19 protein-coding genes are annotated in these 15,305 nt (G+C 70.7%); 8 read left to right on the top strand and 11 right to left on the bottom strand.

The window, feature by feature from the left end; all coding sequences use genetic code 11:
- Positions 1 to 125 precede the first annotated feature (125 nt).
- The gene (locus EV292_RS03140; RefSeq protein ID WP_132907701.1) at positions 126 to 671 is read right to left on the bottom strand and encodes a peroxiredoxin; all 546 of its coding nucleotides are present in this window, start codon (positions 669 to 671) and stop codon (positions 126 to 128) included.
- A gap of 143 nt (positions 672 to 814) precedes the next feature.
- Here EV292_RS03140 and EV292_RS03135 point away from each other — a divergent pair, with 143 nt between their 5' ends.
- Positions 815 to 1,717, top strand: a complete 903-nt coding sequence (locus tag EV292_RS03135; protein ID WP_132907700.1) for a hydrogen peroxide-inducible genes activator — start codon at positions 815 to 817, stop codon at positions 1,715 to 1,717.
- Positions 1,718 to 1,776: 59 nt separating this feature from the next.
- Here EV292_RS03135 and EV292_RS03130 read toward each other — a convergent pair whose 3' ends face one another.
- Both EV292_RS03130 and EV292_RS03125 read right to left on the bottom strand, forming a co-directional pair.
- Entirely contained in the window at positions 1,777 to 2,757 is a 981-nt protein-coding gene (locus EV292_RS03130) for a nitronate monooxygenase family protein (RefSeq protein WP_132907699.1), read from the bottom strand.
- A 63-nt stretch (positions 2,758 to 2,820) separates the two neighbouring features.
- Complete coding sequence (locus EV292_RS03125) at positions 2,821 to 3,345, bottom strand: gamma carbonic anhydrase family protein (protein WP_132907698.1); 525 nt, start codon at positions 3,343 to 3,345, stop codon at positions 2,821 to 2,823.
- Positions 3,346 to 3,441: 96 nt separating this feature from the next.
- Between EV292_RS03125 and EV292_RS03120 the strand changes: the two genes are divergently transcribed.
- Entirely contained in the window at positions 3,442 to 3,621 is a 180-nt protein-coding gene (locus EV292_RS03120) for a hypothetical protein (protein ID WP_132907697.1), read from the top strand.
- Between the two features lie 341 nt (positions 3,622 to 3,962).
- On the opposite strand, the gene EV292_RS03115 is transcribed toward EV292_RS03120, so the two are convergent.
- Complete coding sequence (locus tag EV292_RS03115; RefSeq protein WP_132907696.1) at positions 3,963 to 5,258, bottom strand: MFS transporter; 1,296 nt, start codon at positions 5,256 to 5,258, stop codon at positions 3,963 to 3,965.
- 129 nt (positions 5,259 to 5,387) lie between these two features.
- On the opposite strand from EV292_RS03115, the gene pgsA reads away from it, so the two are divergent.
- From pgsA to EV292_RS03100, 3 genes are read left to right on the top strand one after another with little or no spacing between them, the layout of a single operon-like run.
- The gene (pgsA, locus tag EV292_RS03110; protein ID WP_132907695.1) at positions 5,388 to 5,954 is read left to right on the top strand and encodes a CDP-diacylglycerol--glycerol-3-phosphate 3-phosphatidyltransferase; all 567 of its coding nucleotides are present in this window, start codon (positions 5,388 to 5,390) and stop codon (positions 5,952 to 5,954) included.
- 5 nt (positions 5,955 to 5,959) lie between these two features.
- Positions 5,960 to 6,211, top strand: coding sequence for a molybdopterin converting factor subunit 1 (gene moaD, locus EV292_RS03105; RefSeq protein WP_132907694.1), 252 nt, complete (start codon positions 5,960 to 5,962; stop codon positions 6,209 to 6,211).
- A complete protein-coding gene (locus EV292_RS03100) occupies positions 6,208 to 6,639 on the top strand; it encodes a molybdenum cofactor biosynthesis protein MoaE (protein ID WP_132907693.1) in 432 nt (143 codons plus the stop codon). Before moaD ends, EV292_RS03100 begins: the two co-directional genes overlap by 4 nt.
- 118 nt (positions 6,640 to 6,757) lie before the next feature.
- On the opposite strand, the gene EV292_RS03095 is transcribed toward EV292_RS03100, so the two are convergent.
- From EV292_RS03095 to EV292_RS03085, 3 genes are all read right to left on the bottom strand, one after another.
- On the bottom strand, positions 6,758 to 7,432 hold the full coding sequence (locus EV292_RS03095; protein ID WP_132907692.1) for an energy transducer TonB: 675 nt from the start codon (positions 7,430 to 7,432) through the stop codon (positions 6,758 to 6,760).
- A gap of 138 nt (positions 7,433 to 7,570) precedes the next feature.
- Positions 7,571 to 8,032 (bottom strand): DUF1465 family protein, encoded by a 462-nt coding sequence (locus EV292_RS03090; RefSeq protein WP_243693576.1) that lies wholly within the window; start codon positions 8,030 to 8,032, stop codon positions 7,571 to 7,573.
- A gap of 79 nt (positions 8,033 to 8,111) precedes the next feature.
- Complete coding sequence (locus EV292_RS03085) at positions 8,112 to 8,321, bottom strand: DUF465 domain-containing protein (RefSeq protein ID WP_132907691.1); 210 nt, start codon at positions 8,319 to 8,321, stop codon at positions 8,112 to 8,114.
- A gap of 215 nt (positions 8,322 to 8,536) precedes the next feature.
- On the opposite strand from EV292_RS03085, the gene EV292_RS03080 reads away from it, so the two are divergent.
- On the top strand, positions 8,537 to 8,695 hold the full coding sequence (locus EV292_RS03080; RefSeq protein WP_132907690.1) for a YdcH family protein: 159 nt from the start codon (positions 8,537 to 8,539) through the stop codon (positions 8,693 to 8,695).
- 100 nt (positions 8,696 to 8,795) lie between these two features.
- Here EV292_RS03080 and EV292_RS03075 read toward each other — a convergent pair whose 3' ends face one another.
- The gene (locus tag EV292_RS03075; protein ID WP_243693575.1) at positions 8,796 to 9,257 is read right to left on the bottom strand and encodes a hypothetical protein; all 462 of its coding nucleotides are present in this window, start codon (positions 9,255 to 9,257) and stop codon (positions 8,796 to 8,798) included.
- A complete protein-coding gene (locus EV292_RS03070) occupies positions 9,254 to 10,006 on the bottom strand; it encodes an A24 family peptidase (RefSeq protein WP_132907689.1) in 753 nt (250 codons plus the stop codon). The genes EV292_RS03075 and EV292_RS03070 overlap by 4 nt, the downstream gene beginning before the upstream one ends.
- 309 nt (positions 10,007 to 10,315) lie before the next feature.
- Here EV292_RS03070 and EV292_RS03065 point away from each other — a divergent pair, with 309 nt between their 5' ends.
- Positions 10,316 to 11,503, top strand: a complete 1,188-nt coding sequence (locus tag EV292_RS03065) for an acetyl-CoA C-acyltransferase (protein ID WP_132907688.1) — start codon at positions 10,316 to 10,318, stop codon at positions 11,501 to 11,503.
- Between the two features lie 200 nt (positions 11,504 to 11,703).
- Here the strand turns inward: EV292_RS03065 and EV292_RS03060 are convergent, their stop codons facing one another.
- Both EV292_RS03060 and EV292_RS03055 read right to left on the bottom strand, forming a co-directional pair.
- A complete protein-coding gene (locus tag EV292_RS03060; RefSeq protein ID WP_243693574.1) occupies positions 11,704 to 12,111 on the bottom strand; it encodes a Dabb family protein in 408 nt (135 codons plus the stop codon).
- Positions 12,112 to 12,526: 415 nt separating this feature from the next.
- Complete coding sequence (locus EV292_RS03055; protein ID WP_243693573.1) at positions 12,527 to 14,746, bottom strand: prolyl oligopeptidase family serine peptidase; 2,220 nt, start codon at positions 14,744 to 14,746, stop codon at positions 12,527 to 12,529.
- Between EV292_RS03055 and dcd the strand changes: the two genes are divergently transcribed.
- Positions 14,745 to 15,299 carry a dCTP deaminase gene (dcd, locus tag EV292_RS03050; RefSeq protein ID WP_132907687.1) on the top strand — a complete coding sequence of 185 codons (555 nt, stop codon included), beginning with the start codon at positions 14,745 to 14,747 and terminating at the stop codon, positions 15,297 to 15,299. The two genes, EV292_RS03055 and dcd, sit on opposite strands and share 2 nt — an antisense overlap.
- Positions 15,300 to 15,305: the final 6 nt, after the last annotated feature.

Raw genomic sequence — 15,305 nt, 5'->3', positions numbered from 1 at the left:
TGTCTCTCTCTCGGACGTGAGTCGCCCCGGCGCGACCGGTCCCCGCGGATGCGCGAGGGATCAGCCGCCGCCGGGGCGACGGGTCATTGAAGGAGGCGGGACGCGCGGCCCCGCCCCCGGATCGTTCAGGCCGCGACCTGGAGGACGTCGTCGCCCTTGTTCCAGTTGCACGGGCACAGCTCGTCGGTCTGCAGCGCGTCGAGCACGCGCAGCGTCTCGGCCGGGTTGCGACCGACGTTGAGGCCGTTGACCTGCACCGCCTGGATCACGTTGTCCGGATCGACGATGAAGGTGGCGCGGAACGCGACATGCTCGTTCTTGTCGACGATGCCGAGCGCGTCGGCCAGCGTGCGGCCGTTGTCCGCCAGCCACGGGAAGTCGGCTGCGGCGAGGTCCGGGTCAGACTTGCGCCACGCCAGGTGAACGTGCGCGGTGTCGGTCGAGGCGCCGATCAGCACCGCGTCGCGGTCCTCGAAATCGCCCTTGATCTGGCTGTAGCCGACGATCTCGGTCGGGCACACGAAGGTGAAGTCCTTCGGCCAGTAGAACAGCACCTTCCACTTGCCCGGATAGGCAGTGGTGAGGTCGAGCGTCTCGCCGGCGGGCAGCGCATTGGTGCCCTGCTGGACGGGAACGGTGATGGCGGGGAACTGATCGCCGATGGTCAGCATGGAAGCCTCCTGTTGGGAATATGGGCTTCAGCCATCCTCTCGCGCGCGGGCGGTGGGCCGCCTCTCGTCGACGCCGCACTAAAAGGCTTCGCGTGATCGATCAAGTCGGTTATTACGAAGGTCTTGATCGACCGAGGCGATGAATGGCGGCCATCTACCTACCCACGTTGAAACAGTTGCAATATCTCGTGGCGCTCAAGGACCACGGCCATTTCGGCCGCGCCGCCGAGGCGTGCTTCGTGACCCAGTCGACGCTGTCGGCAGGGCTGCGCGAGCTCGAGACGCTGATCGGCGTCACGTTGGTGGAGCGCACCCGCCGGGTCGTGCGCTTCACCCCGCTGGGTGAGCAGATCGCGACCAAGGCGCGCACCGTGCTGCGCGAGGCGGAGGAGCTGGGCGACATGGCGCGCGCGGCGGGCCGGCCGCTGTCGGGCGAGATGCGGATGAGCGTGATCCCGACGATCGCGCCCTTCCTGCTGCCGCGGGTATTGCCGCGGCTGCGACGCGACTATCCCGACCTCAAGCTGTTCCTGCGCGAGGAGCCGAGCGGCCCGGCGTGCGAGGCGCTTCACAACGGCCGGACCGACTGCGTGCTGCTCGCGCTGCCCTATGCCTGCGGCGAGGTGACGACGCTGCCACTGTTCGACGATCATTTGTTCCTCGCCTTCCCCGAGGGCGAGATGCCCGCCACCCCCGCGGCGGTGAGCCCGGCCGAGATCGACGAGACCCGGCTGCTGCTGCTCGAGGACGGCCACTGCCTCAAGGACCATGCGCTGGCGGCGTGCAACCGCGCCGAGCTGCGCGCCGAGGCGACGATGCTGGGCACCTCGCTCCACACGATGGTGCAGATGGTCGATAACGGGCTGGGGGTGACGATGCTGCCCAAGATCGCGCTCGACGCGGGCATTCTCGAGCATACCAATGTCGCCGCGCGGCCGCTCGACGCGGCGCATCCGGTGCGCACGCTGGCGCTGGTATGGCGCCGCGCCTCGCCGCGCGAGCGCGATTTCCAGCTGCTCGGTGAGGTGCTCAAGGCAGCGGGCTGAGCAGACGGCGGGGTGGACGAGCCGCTGCGTAACGCTCGCCGCTGGCGCGACGTTGCGGCTCAGCCCGCCGTCAGCCCCAGCCGTGCCCGCGCCGCGTCATATTCGCGCGCGAGCCGCTCGACCCGCTCCGCCACGGGCTCGACCCGGTCGACCGCGCCGATCCCCTGGCCCGAGCCCCAGATGTCGCGCCACGCTTTGGCCTTGGCGCCGCCCTCGTTCCCCGCCGCCGAGCCGAAGTCCATGGTGCGATAGTCGCCGCGCGGCAGGTCGTCGGGGTCGAGCCCCGCGGCGGTGATCGAGCCGCGCAGGTAATTGCCGTGTACCCCGGTGAACAGGTCGGTGTAGACGATATCCGCCGCTCGGCCTTCGACGATCCCCTGCTTGTAGCGCGTGTCGGCATTGGCCTCTGCGGTAGCGATGAAGGCCGAGCCGATATAGCCGAGGTCCGCGCCCATCGCCTGCGCCGCCAGCACCGCGTCGCCGGTCGCGATCGCGCCCGACAGCGCGAGCGGCCCGTCGAACCAGGCGCGGATCTCCTGCACCAGCGCGAAGGGCGAGAGCGTCCCGGCATGGCCCCCCGCCCCCGCCGCGACCGCGATCAGCCCGTCCGCGCCCTTCTCGATCGCCTTGCGCGCGTAGCGATCGTCGATCACGTCGTGGAGGGTGATGCCGCCCCAGCCGTGGACCGCCTGGTTGAGGTCCTCGCGCGCGCCCAGCGAGGTGATCGTGATCGGCACCTGCCATTTGGCGCATACCGCGAGGTCGCGCTCGAGCCGGTCGTTGGAGCGATGGACGATCTGATTGACCGCGAAGGGCGCGGCCGGGCGCTCGGGATGCGCGCGATTGTGCGCCGCCAGCTCCTCGGTGATGCGGTGGAGCCACTCGTCGAGCAGCGACTCCGGGCGCGCGTTGAGCGCGGGGAAGGAGCCGACGATCCCCGCCTTGCACTGCGCGATCACCAGCTCCGGACCGGAGATGATGAACATCGGCGACGCGATGATGGGCAGGCGGAGGCGCGACAGGATCGGGGGAAGCGACATGATCGGGGTTATGTGGAGGCGCCCGCGCGCTGGCAAGGCTGACGCCACGTCAACCCGCCCGCCTCAGTCGATCCGCGTCAGGCCCGCCGCGGCGGCCTGCGCATTCTCGACATAATGCGCCGCCGACACGCGCAGCGCCGCCACGGCGGCGTCGTCGAGCTGGCGCACCGCGCGCGCCGGGCTGCCGATGATCAGGCTGCGCGGCGGGAAGCTCTTGCCCTCGGTCACCAGCGCGCCCGCGCCGACGAGGCAGTCCTCGCCGATCACCGCGTTGTTGAGCACGATCGCGCCCATGCCGATCAGCACGCGGTCGCCGAGCGTGCAGCCGTGCAGGATCGCGCGATGCCCGATCGTGCAGTCGGCGCCGATCGTCAGCGGCACGCCGGGATCGGAATGGAGCGTGGCGCCCTCCTGCACGTTGCTGCGGGGGCCGACGACGATCTCGGTATTGTCGCCGCGGATCGTCGCGCCGAACCACACGCCGACATCCTGGCCGAGCCGCACCGCGCCGATCACGTCGGCGCTGGGCGCGACCCAGGCGCCCGCGTCGAGGCGCGGTTGCTGTCCCTTGAAGGCGTAGAGCGGCATCGTCTGTCTCCCGTGTCGCGCCTGTCCCGGCGCGGGATGCGCAGCGTGGCACGTGGATCGTGGCCTAAAAAGTAAAGAATGCGTTAAAGCAGGGTCATGGATCGCAGACTCGTCCTCACCAACGAAGGCGCCGGCCACCCTTTCCGCCGGCTGCTCCCCCCGCCCGCCCCGCTGGCGCCCGCCGTGCCGCGCCGCGTCGCCGCGCGCGAGGATGCGAAGCTGTTCCTGCTGAGCTTCTCGGCCTTCTTCACCTGCTTCTACACGCTGATCGCCTGATCGCGTCGCGGCGGCGCCCCTTCGTGTCGCGACGTCCCGCGGCGGCAGGCGCGTCGCTCTCCTCAACGTCATCCTGAACTCGTTTCAGGATCCACCGTCCCGCGCGAGCCGCTGCTGCCGCTCGCGCGGGCGCGCTCGTCGGCATCCGAGAGGCGCCTCGCGACTCACTTGATCTAACCCGCCGCTGGCCCACAAGGTGGCCGACACGCCGCGATGAAAGACAAGGCTTCCGCGTTCGTCTGCGTCATCCCGGCCTCAAGCAAGAACTGAATGAAATTAGTAGCTTACCAAGCTATCTTCACCTCAACTCACACCCAACGAGAATGGTGAGCCAGGTGTGATCAGTCGCAGGCACGGTGCAGTCGCTGCGCGATCCAGGCGGAGATGACGCACATGCCCGCGACCACCAGCAGCAGCTGCGACGGGGTCACCCCCATGGCGGTGATCGCCGCGACCACCACCGATCCGATCGTCATCGCGCCCGCGTTGACGACGTTGTTCGCCGCGACCGTGCGCGCGGTATGGTCCTTGGTCACGGTGGTAGTGAGGAAGGCGTAGAGCGGCACCACGAACATCCCGCCGAAGACCGCCACGCCCAGCAGCGCCAGCAGCACCAGCGCCGCGTGCGGCTGGTGGAGGAAGCCGACCATGTCGAACAGATGGCCCGGCGGCGCGGGCGCCCACCTCCCCACCACCCAACGGAAGGCGAGCACGGCGCCGCCCATGGCGATCACCGAGGCGGGCGAGTAGCGCGCCGAGATCTGCCCCCGCAGCAGCAGGTTGATCACGACCGACCCGATCGCCACGCCGATCGAGAAGACCGCCAGCACCAGGCTGGCGACGCTGGCATCCGCGGTCAGCACGTTCTTCACCAGCGGCGGGAAAACGATGATCAGCACCGAGCCGATCGTCCAGAAGAAGCTGATCGCGCAGATCGCGAGGAACAGCCGCGGGATGTGCATCGTGCCCGAGATCAGCCGCCACGAGGCGCGCAACGGGTTGAGGTCCAGCGCCAGCTTCGGCCCCAGCCGCGGCGCGGGCGGCACCGCGCGCGCGGTGAGCCAGCCGAGCAGCGCCACCGCGATCGTCAGCACCGCCACCAGCGCGGTGGAGCGATAGACGAACCCCGCCACGATCGTGCCGAGCAGGATCGACAGGTAGGTCCCCGCCTCGACCAGCCCGGTGCCGCCGAGCACGTCGTCCTCGTCGAGATGCTGCGGCAGGATGGCATATTTGATCGGACCGAAGAAGGTCGAGTGGACACCCAACCCGGTCACCGCGGCGAGCATCAGCACCAGCGGCAGCGTCACCGCGCCGGTGCGCGCCAGCATCAGCCCGGCGGTGCCGACCGCCATGATCGCGATCTCCACCGTCTTGACGATGCGGATGATGCGCGCCTTGTCCATAGTGTCGGCGAGCTGCCCCGCCAGCGCGGAGAGCAGGAAGAACGGCAGGATGAACAGCGCCGCGCTTAGCGCGTTGAAGAAGCTCTCCTGCGTCTCGTCGGCGAAGATCTCGTAGGTGGCGAACAGCACCATCGAGGTCTTGAACAGATTGTCGTTGAAGGCACCGAGGAATTGGGTGGTGAACAGCGGCAGGAAACGCCGCCGCTTGAGCAGCCCGAGGGCATTGATCATGACGCGGGACCGGGCCCCCGGATAGTTGGCACTTGTCGCGGCCATAGCCCTTGGGCGCGCGCGTTCCAAACGCTGTTTTTCGCGGCTGCGGCTTGCGCACCGGGCGCGCGCGGTCCACCTCCGCGGGTGATGCTGTCGCTGCCCAACCTCCTGACGCTGTCGCGGATCGTCGCGGTGCCGCTGCTGGTCGCCTTCCTGTGGTGGCCGAGCTGGCAGGCGGGCTTCGCGATCGCGTTCGCGCTCTACTGCCTGATGGGCATCACCGATTATTTCGACGGCTATCTGGCGCGCGCGCAGGGCACCGTCTCCAAACTCGGCGTGTTCCTCGACCCCATCGCGGACAAGATCATGGTCGCCGCGGTGATCCTGATGCTGGTGGGGACGCGGCACGACGACGTCGCGGTGATCACGGGCTTCCATATCATCGCCGCGCTGGTGATCCTGCTGCGCGAGATCGCGGTGAGCGGGCTGCGCGAGTTCCTCGCCGGTCTGCAGGTGTCGCTGCCGGTGTCGCGGCTGGCGAAGTGGAAGACCACGCTCCAGCTCGTGTCGCTGGGTGCGCTGATCCTCTCGGGCGCGCTGCCCGCCGCGGAGTGGGTCCACCAGGTCGGGCTGGCGAGCCTGTGGGGCGCGGCGGCGCTGACGATCGTGACCGGCTGGGACTATCTCCGCGTCGGCCTGCGGCACATGGACTGAGCGCGATGCGGCTGTTGTATTTCGCCTGGGTGCGCGAGCGCGTCGGCGTGGGCGAGGAAGAGGTGGCGCCCCCGCCCGAGGTGACCACCGTGGCCGAGCTGGTGGCGTGGCGCGCCGCCGCGAGCGATCGCCACGCCGCCGCCTTCGCCGAGCCGGCGCGGCTGCGCGCCGCGGTGGACCAGGCGTTCGTCGCGCTGGACGCGCCGATCGCGGGCGCGCGCGAGGTGGCGATCTTCCCGCCGGTGACGGGCGGGTGATCCGCGTGCTGGTCTCGCCCGCCGCGATCGACCTCGCGGCCGAGCTCGCGGGAATCGAGCGCGACGGCGCGGTGGCGAGCTTCACCGGGCTGGTGCGCGGTGACGACGGCGTCGCGACGCTCGAGCTCGAACATTATCCCGGCGCGACCGAGGCGGCGCTGGAGCGGCTGGCGGCGACGGCGCGCGCGCGCTGGTCGCTCACCGCGGCGACGATCGTCCACCGCGTCGGCGCGATGGCCCCGGGCGAGCGGATCGTCTTCGTCGGCACCTGCGCGCCCCACCGCGGCGCCGCGCTGGAGGCCTGCGCCTATCTGATCGACCGGCTCAAGACCGACGCGCCCTTCTGGAAGCGCGAGACGGTCGGCGACCGATCGCGCTGGGTCGAGGCGCGCGACGGCGACGACGCCGCGGCGGCGCGCTGGGGTTAGCGCGCCCGTATTTGAAGTAGATACCCCGGCGACGACGAGCGTCCGGTCGGGCGCCGGCGGCGCGATCCACCGCCGCTCGCCTCACCGGGCGCCCGCCCCCGGGGCCGGCGCGCTCAGCTCACCGTGGCAGCACCCAGCGGACGCGGTCGGTGAAGACGGCGGCGATCGGCGTGCCCGCCTCGTCGAGTGCGGCGGTGAAGCGGCCGCGCCGCTGATACAGACGGCACGTCGCCTGATCGAGCGCGTCGTGCCCGCTCGACGCGGTGACGCTGCACCCGGTCACCTTGCCCGCCGCGTCGACCTGGACCGCGATCGCGACGACGCCCTGCTCGCCCGCGCGGATCGAGGAGGATGGATAATCCTCAGTGGCGATCCAGTCGGCGCGATTGCCGCGCGCGCGCACGCCGCTCGCCTTGCTGACCGCCGCGGGGGGCGGGGTGACCGCGACCGTGCCGGCCGCCGTCGTCGGGGGCGTGATCGTGATGATCGGCGGCGCAGGGTCGACCGCGAGCGGCGCGTCGATGATCGGCGGGTCGACCACCCGCGGCGGCACGTGGAGCGGCGGCGTCACCGCCTTCTGGCGCGGCAGCGCGCGGTCGGGCGGTGGCGGCGTGTCGGGGGGTGGCGGCGTGTCGAGCGGGATATTGCGGATCTCGAGCTCGGTAGCGACCTCTCTGACGAAACTCGCCGCCAGCCCACTGACGAACGCATAGCCGATCAGGCCATGGATCGCCGCGACCGCGGCCAAGGTGGTGAGACGTCTGGAACTGGGGACCCGGTCTGCATAAGCCATGAGACAACCCTCCATCCAGGAGTGCCGTGGCGGCCTTGCTGCCCGACATCGGCGAGCTCCGGAGACGGATGGTGCGCCTCGTTCGGGATGCGGTCAAGCGCGCGCCATGACCCGGGCTGGCACGCTTCCCGCGACGGGTCAGAAGGCGGTAGCGAGCCGATCGAGCATCGAGCGCGCGGGGCTGTTGGTTGTCGGCTCGGCGACCTGCAGCCGGTCGAGCCGCTCGACCCGGCGATGCAGGTCGCTGCTCGCGACGATCATCGCGCGCGCGCGCTCGGGCAGCGCCTCGATCACCTCGCCCTCGGTGGTGGGGGCGGCGCCGAGCCGGCGCGACGGTTCGGTCGCCTCGCCCTGGGTCAGCTCACCCGCGATCACCGCGCGCTGGGTCAGCAGCCAGGCGATGACGTGCATCAGCCGCGTCGTCACCTTGAGCGACTCGCAGCTGAAGGCGACGCGATCGATCGGCGCGAGCGACTCACGCTCGATGCGCCCGCCCTCGTCGAAATAATGGCGCGCCTCGTCGGCGAGCACCATCGCCTCCATATAGAAGGAGTCGATCAGTCGCCGCTGCATCGGCTCGGCATCGAGTAACTGCGCCATGTCGTTGATTCTGCCATGAACCGCCCGGCGGCGCCAAGCGCGTTGACCATCTTTCCCGATCGTCCGGCGCCGCGCCCGCTCAGGCGATGATGTCGGGGATGATCTGGTCCTCGAGCAGCGCGATCTCGTCGCGCAGCCGCAGCTTGCGCTTCTTCAGCCGCATCAGCTGGAGCTGGTCGGCGGTGCCGCCCTCCCCCAGCGCCGCGATCGCGGCGTCCAGATCGCGATGCTCGAGCCGCAGCACGCCGAGCCGTGCCGCGATCTCCGCCTCGTCCGCGTCCGCCTGCATGTGCCGATCCCCCCGTCGCCGCGTCCCGACCCGCGCCCCGTCCTGACCCCGCCCTAGCAGAGCCGCGCCGTTCGTCCCTAGCCGATTCGGGGCGCCATGCACGGGTCGTCGCATTGTCGCCGCGGACGGTCGATCGACACCAAATGACACGCGACTTCCTGCGTGTTTCGTGGTTCACTCCTCAGTTCCGTTCAACCAAGAAGGAGGCTACTGCCATGCAGACCGCGCACCTCTCGGCCCTGGAAGCGAAGCATGCGACGCTCGAGCAGCGGATCGCCAGCGAGTCGCAACGTCCGGCGCCGGACACGATCGTGATCGCGGGCCTGAAAAAGCAGAAGCTCAGGCTGAAAGAGGAGATCGACTCGCTGCACTGACGCCCCCGGCGTCAACGGCACGAGCCGAGAGCGGGGCCCGGCGGACACGTTCCGCCGGGCCTTTCTCATGCACGCGGCCCAGCGCTGCCCGCTTTGAGGCTCAGCGCGTCTTGGCCGCGCCGGGCGCGCAACCGACCAGCCCGGCCAGCGGCACCACCAGCGTGTCCTGCCCCACGCGGTCGAGCCGCAGCGCCGCGCTGGGCACCGCGGCGCCGTTGTTGAGATTGGGGCGCTGCTCGATCGTCAGCGTCACCGTCGCGCTGACCTCGCCGCCGCGGTAGACCGTCTCGCCGTTGAAGCCGAAGGCGGCGTTGCCCGCCGCAGCGGTGCGCGCGAGGTCGCGCACCGCGCCGTCGAGCGCGATCCGCAACGACGCCGGGTCCGCGGTGACCACCGCGGCGAGGCCGCGCGTCTGGCCGGTGGAGAAGAGATAGGCGGCACAGCCCCGCGCCGGCAGTTCCTGCCGCGGCAAGGTGCTGAGCGGGAGGCCGTCGATCGAGTCGGGCGGCGGCGCGGGAGCGGCAGTCGCCTGCGCCAGCGCGAAGAGGAACGCGACGATCATGGCGCCGACATTATCATGACGAGCCACGCCGGATAAGCCGCGATCGCCAGCAGCGTACCGAGCGGCAGCGCGTCGTCGCGCGCCAGCCCGCGCCCGCGCAGATGCTGGAAGGCGACCCAGCCGAGCCCGACCAGCCCCGCCACCAGCAACACCGCGGGGAGCAGCCGCCAGCCGAGCCACAGCCCGATCGCACCGAGCAATTTGGGGTCACCGCCGCCCATCCCGTCGCGCCCGCGCCAGCGGCGATAGCCGGCCGCGACGAGCCACAGCAGCGCGAAGCCGGCGACCCCGCCGATCACGCGCTCGGCGAGGTCGGGCGGACACCACCAGGCGCTCATCGCGCCGCCGAGCGCGAGCGCGGCGACCAGCTCGTCGGGCAGCCAGAAGTCGCTGGCGTCGAGGATGGCGAGCACCAGCAGCAGCCAGCCGAACACCGCCCCCGCCGCGCCCTGCCAGCCCGGCGCGGCGAGCCCCGCGGCGACCCCGATCGCGGCGCAGCCGGCCTCGACCAGCAGGTGGCGCTGGTCGATCGCGGCGCCGCAGCTGCGACACTTGCCGCGCGCGACCGCGCCGCTGACGAGCGGGACCAGCTCATGCGCCGCGAGCGTCCGTCCGCACGAATCACAGGCCGAGCGGCCGGTCAGCACGGACCGCCCCGCCGGCCAGCGCACCGCGATCGTGGCGAGAAAACTGCCGACGATCGCGCCGAGCACGCCGAGCAGCGCGGGCCAGACGAGCGGGTCAACCATGGGGCGGGGCTAGACGGCGGCTCGAAGGGGCCGCGCCACGAACCACTCGCTGTTCCCCGGCGCAGGCCGGGGGCCAGTCAGGAGGGCCGAGGTGATAAAATCGCGACGCCTCCCACCTGGGCCCCGGCCTGCGCCGGGGAACAAGGAGGAAGAAGCGCTCACCGACGGGCTCGCCGCTCGCGCGCTCACCCCGCCCCGTTCGCGCGCCCACTATCGTCCGACCGGTCACCCGCGACCGCCTAGCGGTTTGTAAAGCACCCCGCGAGCGATTAGATGCGGCGCAGCATATCGCACGAGAGGAACCCCGTCATGGCCACCGATCCCGTCGTCATCCTGTCCTACGCGCGCACCCCGATGGGCTCGATGCAGGGCAGTCTGGCGGGGCTGAGCGCCAGCGAGCTCGGCGCGGCGGCGGTGAAGGCCGCGGTCGAGCGCGCCGGGGTCGACTCCGCCGCGGTGGAGCGGATCTACATGGGCAACGTGCTCTCCGCCGGGGTCGGCCAGGCCCCCGCGCGCCAGGCCGCGATCCGCGCCGGGCTCGGCGAGCATGTCGAGGCCACCACGCTCAACAAGGTGTGCGGCTCGGGCATGCAGGCCGCGATCCTCGGCAGCGACGCGCTCGCCGCCGGCTCGGTCGATCTGGTGATCGCCGGCGGCATGGAGAGCATGACCAACGCGCCCTATCTCTCCAAGGCGCATCGCGGCGGCGCGCGGATCGGCCACGACCGGCTGTTCGACCATATGTTCCTCGACGGGCTCGAGGACGCCTATGAGCCCGGCAAGGCGATGGGCATCTTCGCGGAGGACACCGCGCAGGAATATCAGTTCACCCGCAAGGCGCAGGACGATTTCGCCATCGCCTCGCTCCAGCGCGCGCAGGCGGCGCAGCAGAGCGGCGCGTTCGACCGCGAGATCGTCAGCGTCGACGTGGTCGGGCGCAAGGGCACGACGACGGTGAGCGCCGACGAGCAGCCGAGCAAGGGCGACATCACCAAGATCCCGACGCTCAAGCCCGCCTTCGCCAAGGAGGGCACGATCACCGCGGCCAACGCCTCGTCGATCTCGGACGGCGCCGCCGCGCTGGTGCTGACCCGGCTGTCGGTGGCGGAGAAGCTCGGCATCACGCCGGTGGCGCGGATCGTCGCGCACGCGGGCCATGCGCACCGCCCCGCGCGCTTCACCACCGCGCCGGTGCCGGCGATGAAGAAGGTGCTGGAGCGCGCCGGGTGGAGCAAGGACGAGGTCGACCTGTGGGAGGTCAACGAGGCCTTCGCCTGCGTCGCGATGGTGGCGATGCAGGAGCTGTCGCTCGATCACGAGGTGGTGAACGTCAACGGCGGCGCCTGCGCTTTGGGTCACCCGATCGGCGCCTCGGGCGCGCGCATCCTCGCGACGCTGCTGGCGGCGCTGGAGAATCGCGGGGCGAAGCGCGGCGTCGGCTCGCTGTGCATCGGCGGCGGCGAGGCCGTGGCGATGGCGGTCGAGCTGATGAACTGAGGCGCGGCGCGGCCCAGCTGTCGCGCGCCCTCCGCTCTTTCGTCTGCGCCCCATCCACCTCGCTTCGCGCGCTCCCGTTCCCCGGCGAAGGCCGGGGTCCAGCTGGGGAACGCCGGTGAGACTCACGACGGCTTTCCCAACTAGGCCCCGGCCTTCGCCGGGGAACGGGAGGACGGGGGCGACCGCCCGCCCCCCTCACCTCACGCGCTGAGCACGTCGTACACCGTCACCTTGCGCCACAGCTTCTCGCACTCGGCGACGAAGGCGCGGTGGATCGGATGGTCCTGATAGGCCTTCTGGTCGGCGACCGTGTCGAAGAACATCAGCTCGGACACGTCCCAGCTCGAGTCGATCACGTCGCGCTGCTCGGTGGGCGCGGGCAGGCCGATATGCAGCCCGCGCAGCGCGGGGATGCCCGCCAGCGTGCGCAGCCCGGCGATCAGCTTGGCGCGATCCTCGGCCGAGCCCGCATTGTTGAGCCAGAAGAAGACGTGGTGAACCACCTTGGCGGGGATCGCCGGCGCCGCCGCCTCGGCGCCGGTCGCGGCCGCCGCACCGGCGCCGCCGAGCGCCATCATCATCATCAGGTCCCGCCGGCTGCTCTCCACGCGCTTGCTCCCGTAAGTGTCTTGGATGGCGCCCTTGTCTGGATGCGGACGGGGGCAAGTCAAGGTATTTGGACGAGTGACGGTGCGCCATCGCATCGGCCCACCCCGGCGAACGAAACACTTTCGCTCAACCCTTCCGTCATCCCGGACTTGGTCCGGGATCCCCTGCTCCACGAGAGCAACGCCGGCGGCTCTCGCGGCGCGATGGATCCCGGGTCAAGCCCGGGATGACGGGGGTAGGCGGCTTCCGCGACAATGAATCTTTCGGGTCCGGACCCGTGGATCCCGGACCAAGTCCGGGATGACGGAAGATGAGGACTGTTCCGCGGCGTTCGCAGACGTCGCGCGAACGTCTGGGCGGGAGGCTCGTCATCACCGGCGCGCCCATCGTCAGCGAGGCCGTACCCATACTCCCTTACTTCCCCATCAGCTCGCGCCGCAGGAAGGCGTCGAGCAGCGCGGCACGGTGCGCGTCCTCGGCATGGTCGGCGCCCACCGAATGGCCGCCCTCCAGATACTCATGATAATAGACCGGATTGCCCTTGGCCTTGAGCAGCGCCGCGAGCTTGCGCGCGTGGCCGGGATGGACGCGATCGTCCTTGGTCGAGAGATAGAAGAAGGCGGGCGGATAGCGCACCCCGTCGCGCACGTTCTGATAGGGCGAGTAGCGGCGGATGAAGGCCCAGTCGGCAGGCTTGTCCGGGTCGCCGAACTCGTCGACCCAGGACGCGCCGGCGGACAGATGCGCGTAGCGCTTCATGTCCTCCAGCGGCGAGCCCGCGATGATCGCGCCGTACAGGTCGGGCCGCTGCGTCAGCGCCACGCCCACCAGCAATCCGCCGTTGGAGCGCCCCGACACCGCGATCTTCTTCTTGGCCGATACACCGGTGCGGACCAGATCCTCCGCCACCGCGTGGAGATCGTCGTAGACGTTCTGGCGCTTCTCGCGCAGCCCGGCCTGGTGCCAGCGCGGGCCATATTCGCCGCCGCCGCGCAGGTTGGCGAGCACATAGGCGCCGCCCTGCTCGACCCAGAACAGCGCCAGCGGCCCGGCGCGATAGGGTTGGCCGGTGAGATAGGTGGGCGTCTGCGCCAGCTTGAACCCGCCGTACGCGTGGATCAGCGCGGGCGCGGGCGCCGCGGCGCCCTTCTTGGTGACGAGGAAATAGGGCACGCGCGTGCCGTCGCGCGAGGTGGCGAAGCGCTGCGTCACCGTGAACCGGCTGGCGTCGAACCGCGCCGGCAGCGACTGGACGACGCGCGGCGCGCCGCGCTCGGCCGCGAGATAGAGCGTCGGCGGGGTCAGCATGCCCTCGACGCTGACGAACGTGGCATCGCGCGCACCGACCTGCGCGGCGAGATGGACCGTGCTGTTGTCGGGCAGCGCCACCGCCTGCCGCGCCCACGTCCCATCGGCGCCGCGCCGCAGCGCCAGCAGCTTGCCCGAGACGTCGTCGAGCAGCTTGACCCACAGCACATGGTCGCTCGCGCCCGCCTCCTCGATCGCCTGACGCTCGGTCGGCGCGATCACCAGCTCGGGGGTGGCACGGCGCCCCGCGGCGATGTCGGCGAGCGACCAGGCGACCAGCGCGCCCGAGGGGAAGCCGAGCGCGGGCCGGCTCAGCCGCGCGACGACGCGTTCCTCGATCACCTCGAGCACGTCGGCCCCCTTGGGCAGGTCGAGCGGGACGAAGCGTCCGTCGCCGGTGCCGAGCAACAGCGCGCGGTCGAAGAAGCTGCGCCCGACGCTGATCATCGGCCAGCGGCGCTGATCGTCGACGAAGGCGACCGGGGACACCTCCACCATCGTCGCCGGCGATTCATGGACCAGGCGCGCCGCGGCGAGCGGGGTGCCGCGTTTCCACAGCTTGACGATGCGCGGATAGCCCGATTGCGTCAGCGATCCCGCGCCCCAGTCGGTCGCGACCAGCAACGTGTCCCGGTCAACCCAGACCGCGTCGTTCTTGGCCTCGGGCACCACGAACCCGCCGTCGACGAAGCGGCCGGCGGCGACGTCGAACTCGCGCACCACCTGCGCGTCGGTGCCGCCGTCGCTGAGCTTGACGAGGCAGCGCGTGAAGCTCGGCTCCAGGCAGGAGGCGCCGTGCCATACCCAGCTCTTGCCTTCCGCCTTGCCGAGCGCGTCGACGTCGATCAGCGTCCGCCACCGCGGCTTGCCCGCCTGATAATCGGCCAGCGGCGAGACCCGCCACAGCCCGCGCGGGTTGCGCGCGTCGCGCCACAGGTTGGTGACCTGCTGGCCGAGCACCGCGTCGGGGTCGGCGATCTGCGCCTCGTCATCGAGGATCTCGCGCGCGCGGGCGCGATCCTGCTGGAAGCGCGGGTCCTTGCTGAGCGCCGCCTCGGTTTCCGCGTTCCACGCCTTGACCTGATCGAGCGCGCGGCTGCCCTCGATGTCCTCGAGCCAGAGATACGGATCGGCGGCGGGTGCGGCCGCGGCGATCAGCGGGAGCAGGGCGAGCGGCAGCAGACGGTTCTTCATCGCCGGCGTGCCTAATACGCCGATCGCCGCAGGGGAAGCGCGCCGCGCGCGCGGATCGGCAGGATGAGTCACCGCCCCCTTGCGCTCGGCGCGCGCAGCGTCGAAAGCGGGCGCCACCAAGGGAGTGCGCATGTCGATCCTGTCAGACCGCTGGATCCGCGAGCGCGCGCTCGACGAGGCCATGATCGAGCCCTTCGTCGAGGCGCAGCGTCGCGACGGCTGTATCAGCTACGGCCTCTCCAGCTACGGCTATGACGCGCGCGTCGCCGACGAGTTCAAGATCTTCACCAACGTCGACAACGCGATCGTCGATCCCAAGGATTTTGCCTCGAACAGCTTCGTCGATCGCAAGACCGATGTGTGCATCATCCCGCCCAACAGCTTCGCGCTGGCGCGCACGGTGGAATATTTCCGGGTGCCGCGCGACGTGCTGGTGATCTGCCTCGGCAAGTCGACCTATGCGCGCTGCGGCATCATCGTGAACGTCACCCCGCTCGAACCCGGCTGGGAGGGGCATGTCACGCTCGAATTCTCGAACACCACGCCGCTGCCCGCGAAGATCTACGCCAACGAGGGCGCGTGCCAGTTCCTGTTCCTGCAGGGCAACGAACCGTGCGAGATCAGCTACGCCGATCGCGCGGGCAAATATATGGGTCAGCGCGGGGTGACGCTGCCGCGGCTGTGAGCGCGC

The sequence above is a fragment of the Sphingomonas sp. BK235 genome (genome assembly GCF_004345855.1).
Classification (GTDB): Bacteria; Pseudomonadota; Alphaproteobacteria; order Sphingomonadales; family Sphingomonadaceae; genus Sphingomonas.
This window is presented reverse-complemented; position numbering and strand designations above follow the sequence as displayed.

Bases quoted from the DNA above. Each gene is read 5' to 3' on its own strand.
- EV292_RS03055 (WP_243693573.1), bottom strand. From the start codon at position 14,746: ATGCGCACTCCCTTGGTGGCGCCCGCTTTCGACGCTGCGCGCGCCGAG.
- EV292_RS03075 (WP_243693575.1), bottom strand. From the start codon at position 9,257: ATGATCGTCGCGTTCCTCTTCGCGCTGGCGCAGGCGACTGCCGCTCCC.
- EV292_RS03120 (WP_132907697.1), top strand. From the start codon at position 3,442: ATGGATCGCAGACTCGTCCTCACCAACGAAGGCGCCGGCCACCCTTTC.
- EV292_RS03085 (WP_132907691.1), bottom strand. From the start codon at position 8,321: ATGCAGGCGGACGCGGACGAGGCGGAGATCGCGGCACGGCTCGGCGTG.
- EV292_RS03130 (WP_132907699.1), bottom strand. From the start codon at position 2,757: ATGTCGCTTCCCCCGATCCTGTCGCGCCTCCGCCTGCCCATCATCGCG.
- EV292_RS03125 (WP_132907698.1), bottom strand. From the start codon at position 3,345: ATGCCGCTCTACGCCTTCAAGGGACAGCAACCGCGCCTCGACGCGGGC.
- EV292_RS03090 (WP_243693576.1), bottom strand. From the start codon at position 8,032: ATGGCGCAGTTACTCGATGCCGAGCCGATGCAGCGGCGACTGATCGAC.
- EV292_RS03080 (WP_132907690.1), top strand. From the start codon at position 8,537: ATGCAGACCGCGCACCTCTCGGCCCTGGAAGCGAAGCATGCGACGCTC.
- EV292_RS03140 (WP_132907701.1), bottom strand. From the start codon at position 671: ATGCTGACCATCGGCGATCAGTTCCCCGCCATCACCGTTCCCGTCCAG.
- moaD (WP_132907694.1), top strand. From the start codon at position 5,960: ATGCGGCTGTTGTATTTCGCCTGGGTGCGCGAGCGCGTCGGCGTGGGC.
- EV292_RS03135 (WP_132907700.1), top strand. From the start codon at position 815: ATGGCGGCCATCTACCTACCCACGTTGAAACAGTTGCAATATCTCGTG.
- EV292_RS03065 (WP_132907688.1), top strand. From the start codon at position 10,316: ATGGCCACCGATCCCGTCGTCATCCTGTCCTACGCGCGCACCCCGATG.
- dcd (WP_132907687.1), top strand. From the start codon at position 14,745: ATGTCGATCCTGTCAGACCGCTGGATCCGCGAGCGCGCGCTCGACGAG.
- pgsA (WP_132907695.1), top strand. From the start codon at position 5,388: ATGCTGTCGCTGCCCAACCTCCTGACGCTGTCGCGGATCGTCGCGGTG.
- EV292_RS03070 (WP_132907689.1), bottom strand. From the start codon at position 10,006: ATGGTTGACCCGCTCGTCTGGCCCGCGCTGCTCGGCGTGCTCGGCGCG.
- EV292_RS03115 (WP_132907696.1), bottom strand. From the start codon at position 5,258: ATGATCAATGCCCTCGGGCTGCTCAAGCGGCGGCGTTTCCTGCCGCTG.
- EV292_RS03095 (WP_132907692.1), bottom strand. From the start codon at position 7,432: ATGGCTTATGCAGACCGGGTCCCCAGTTCCAGACGTCTCACCACCTTG.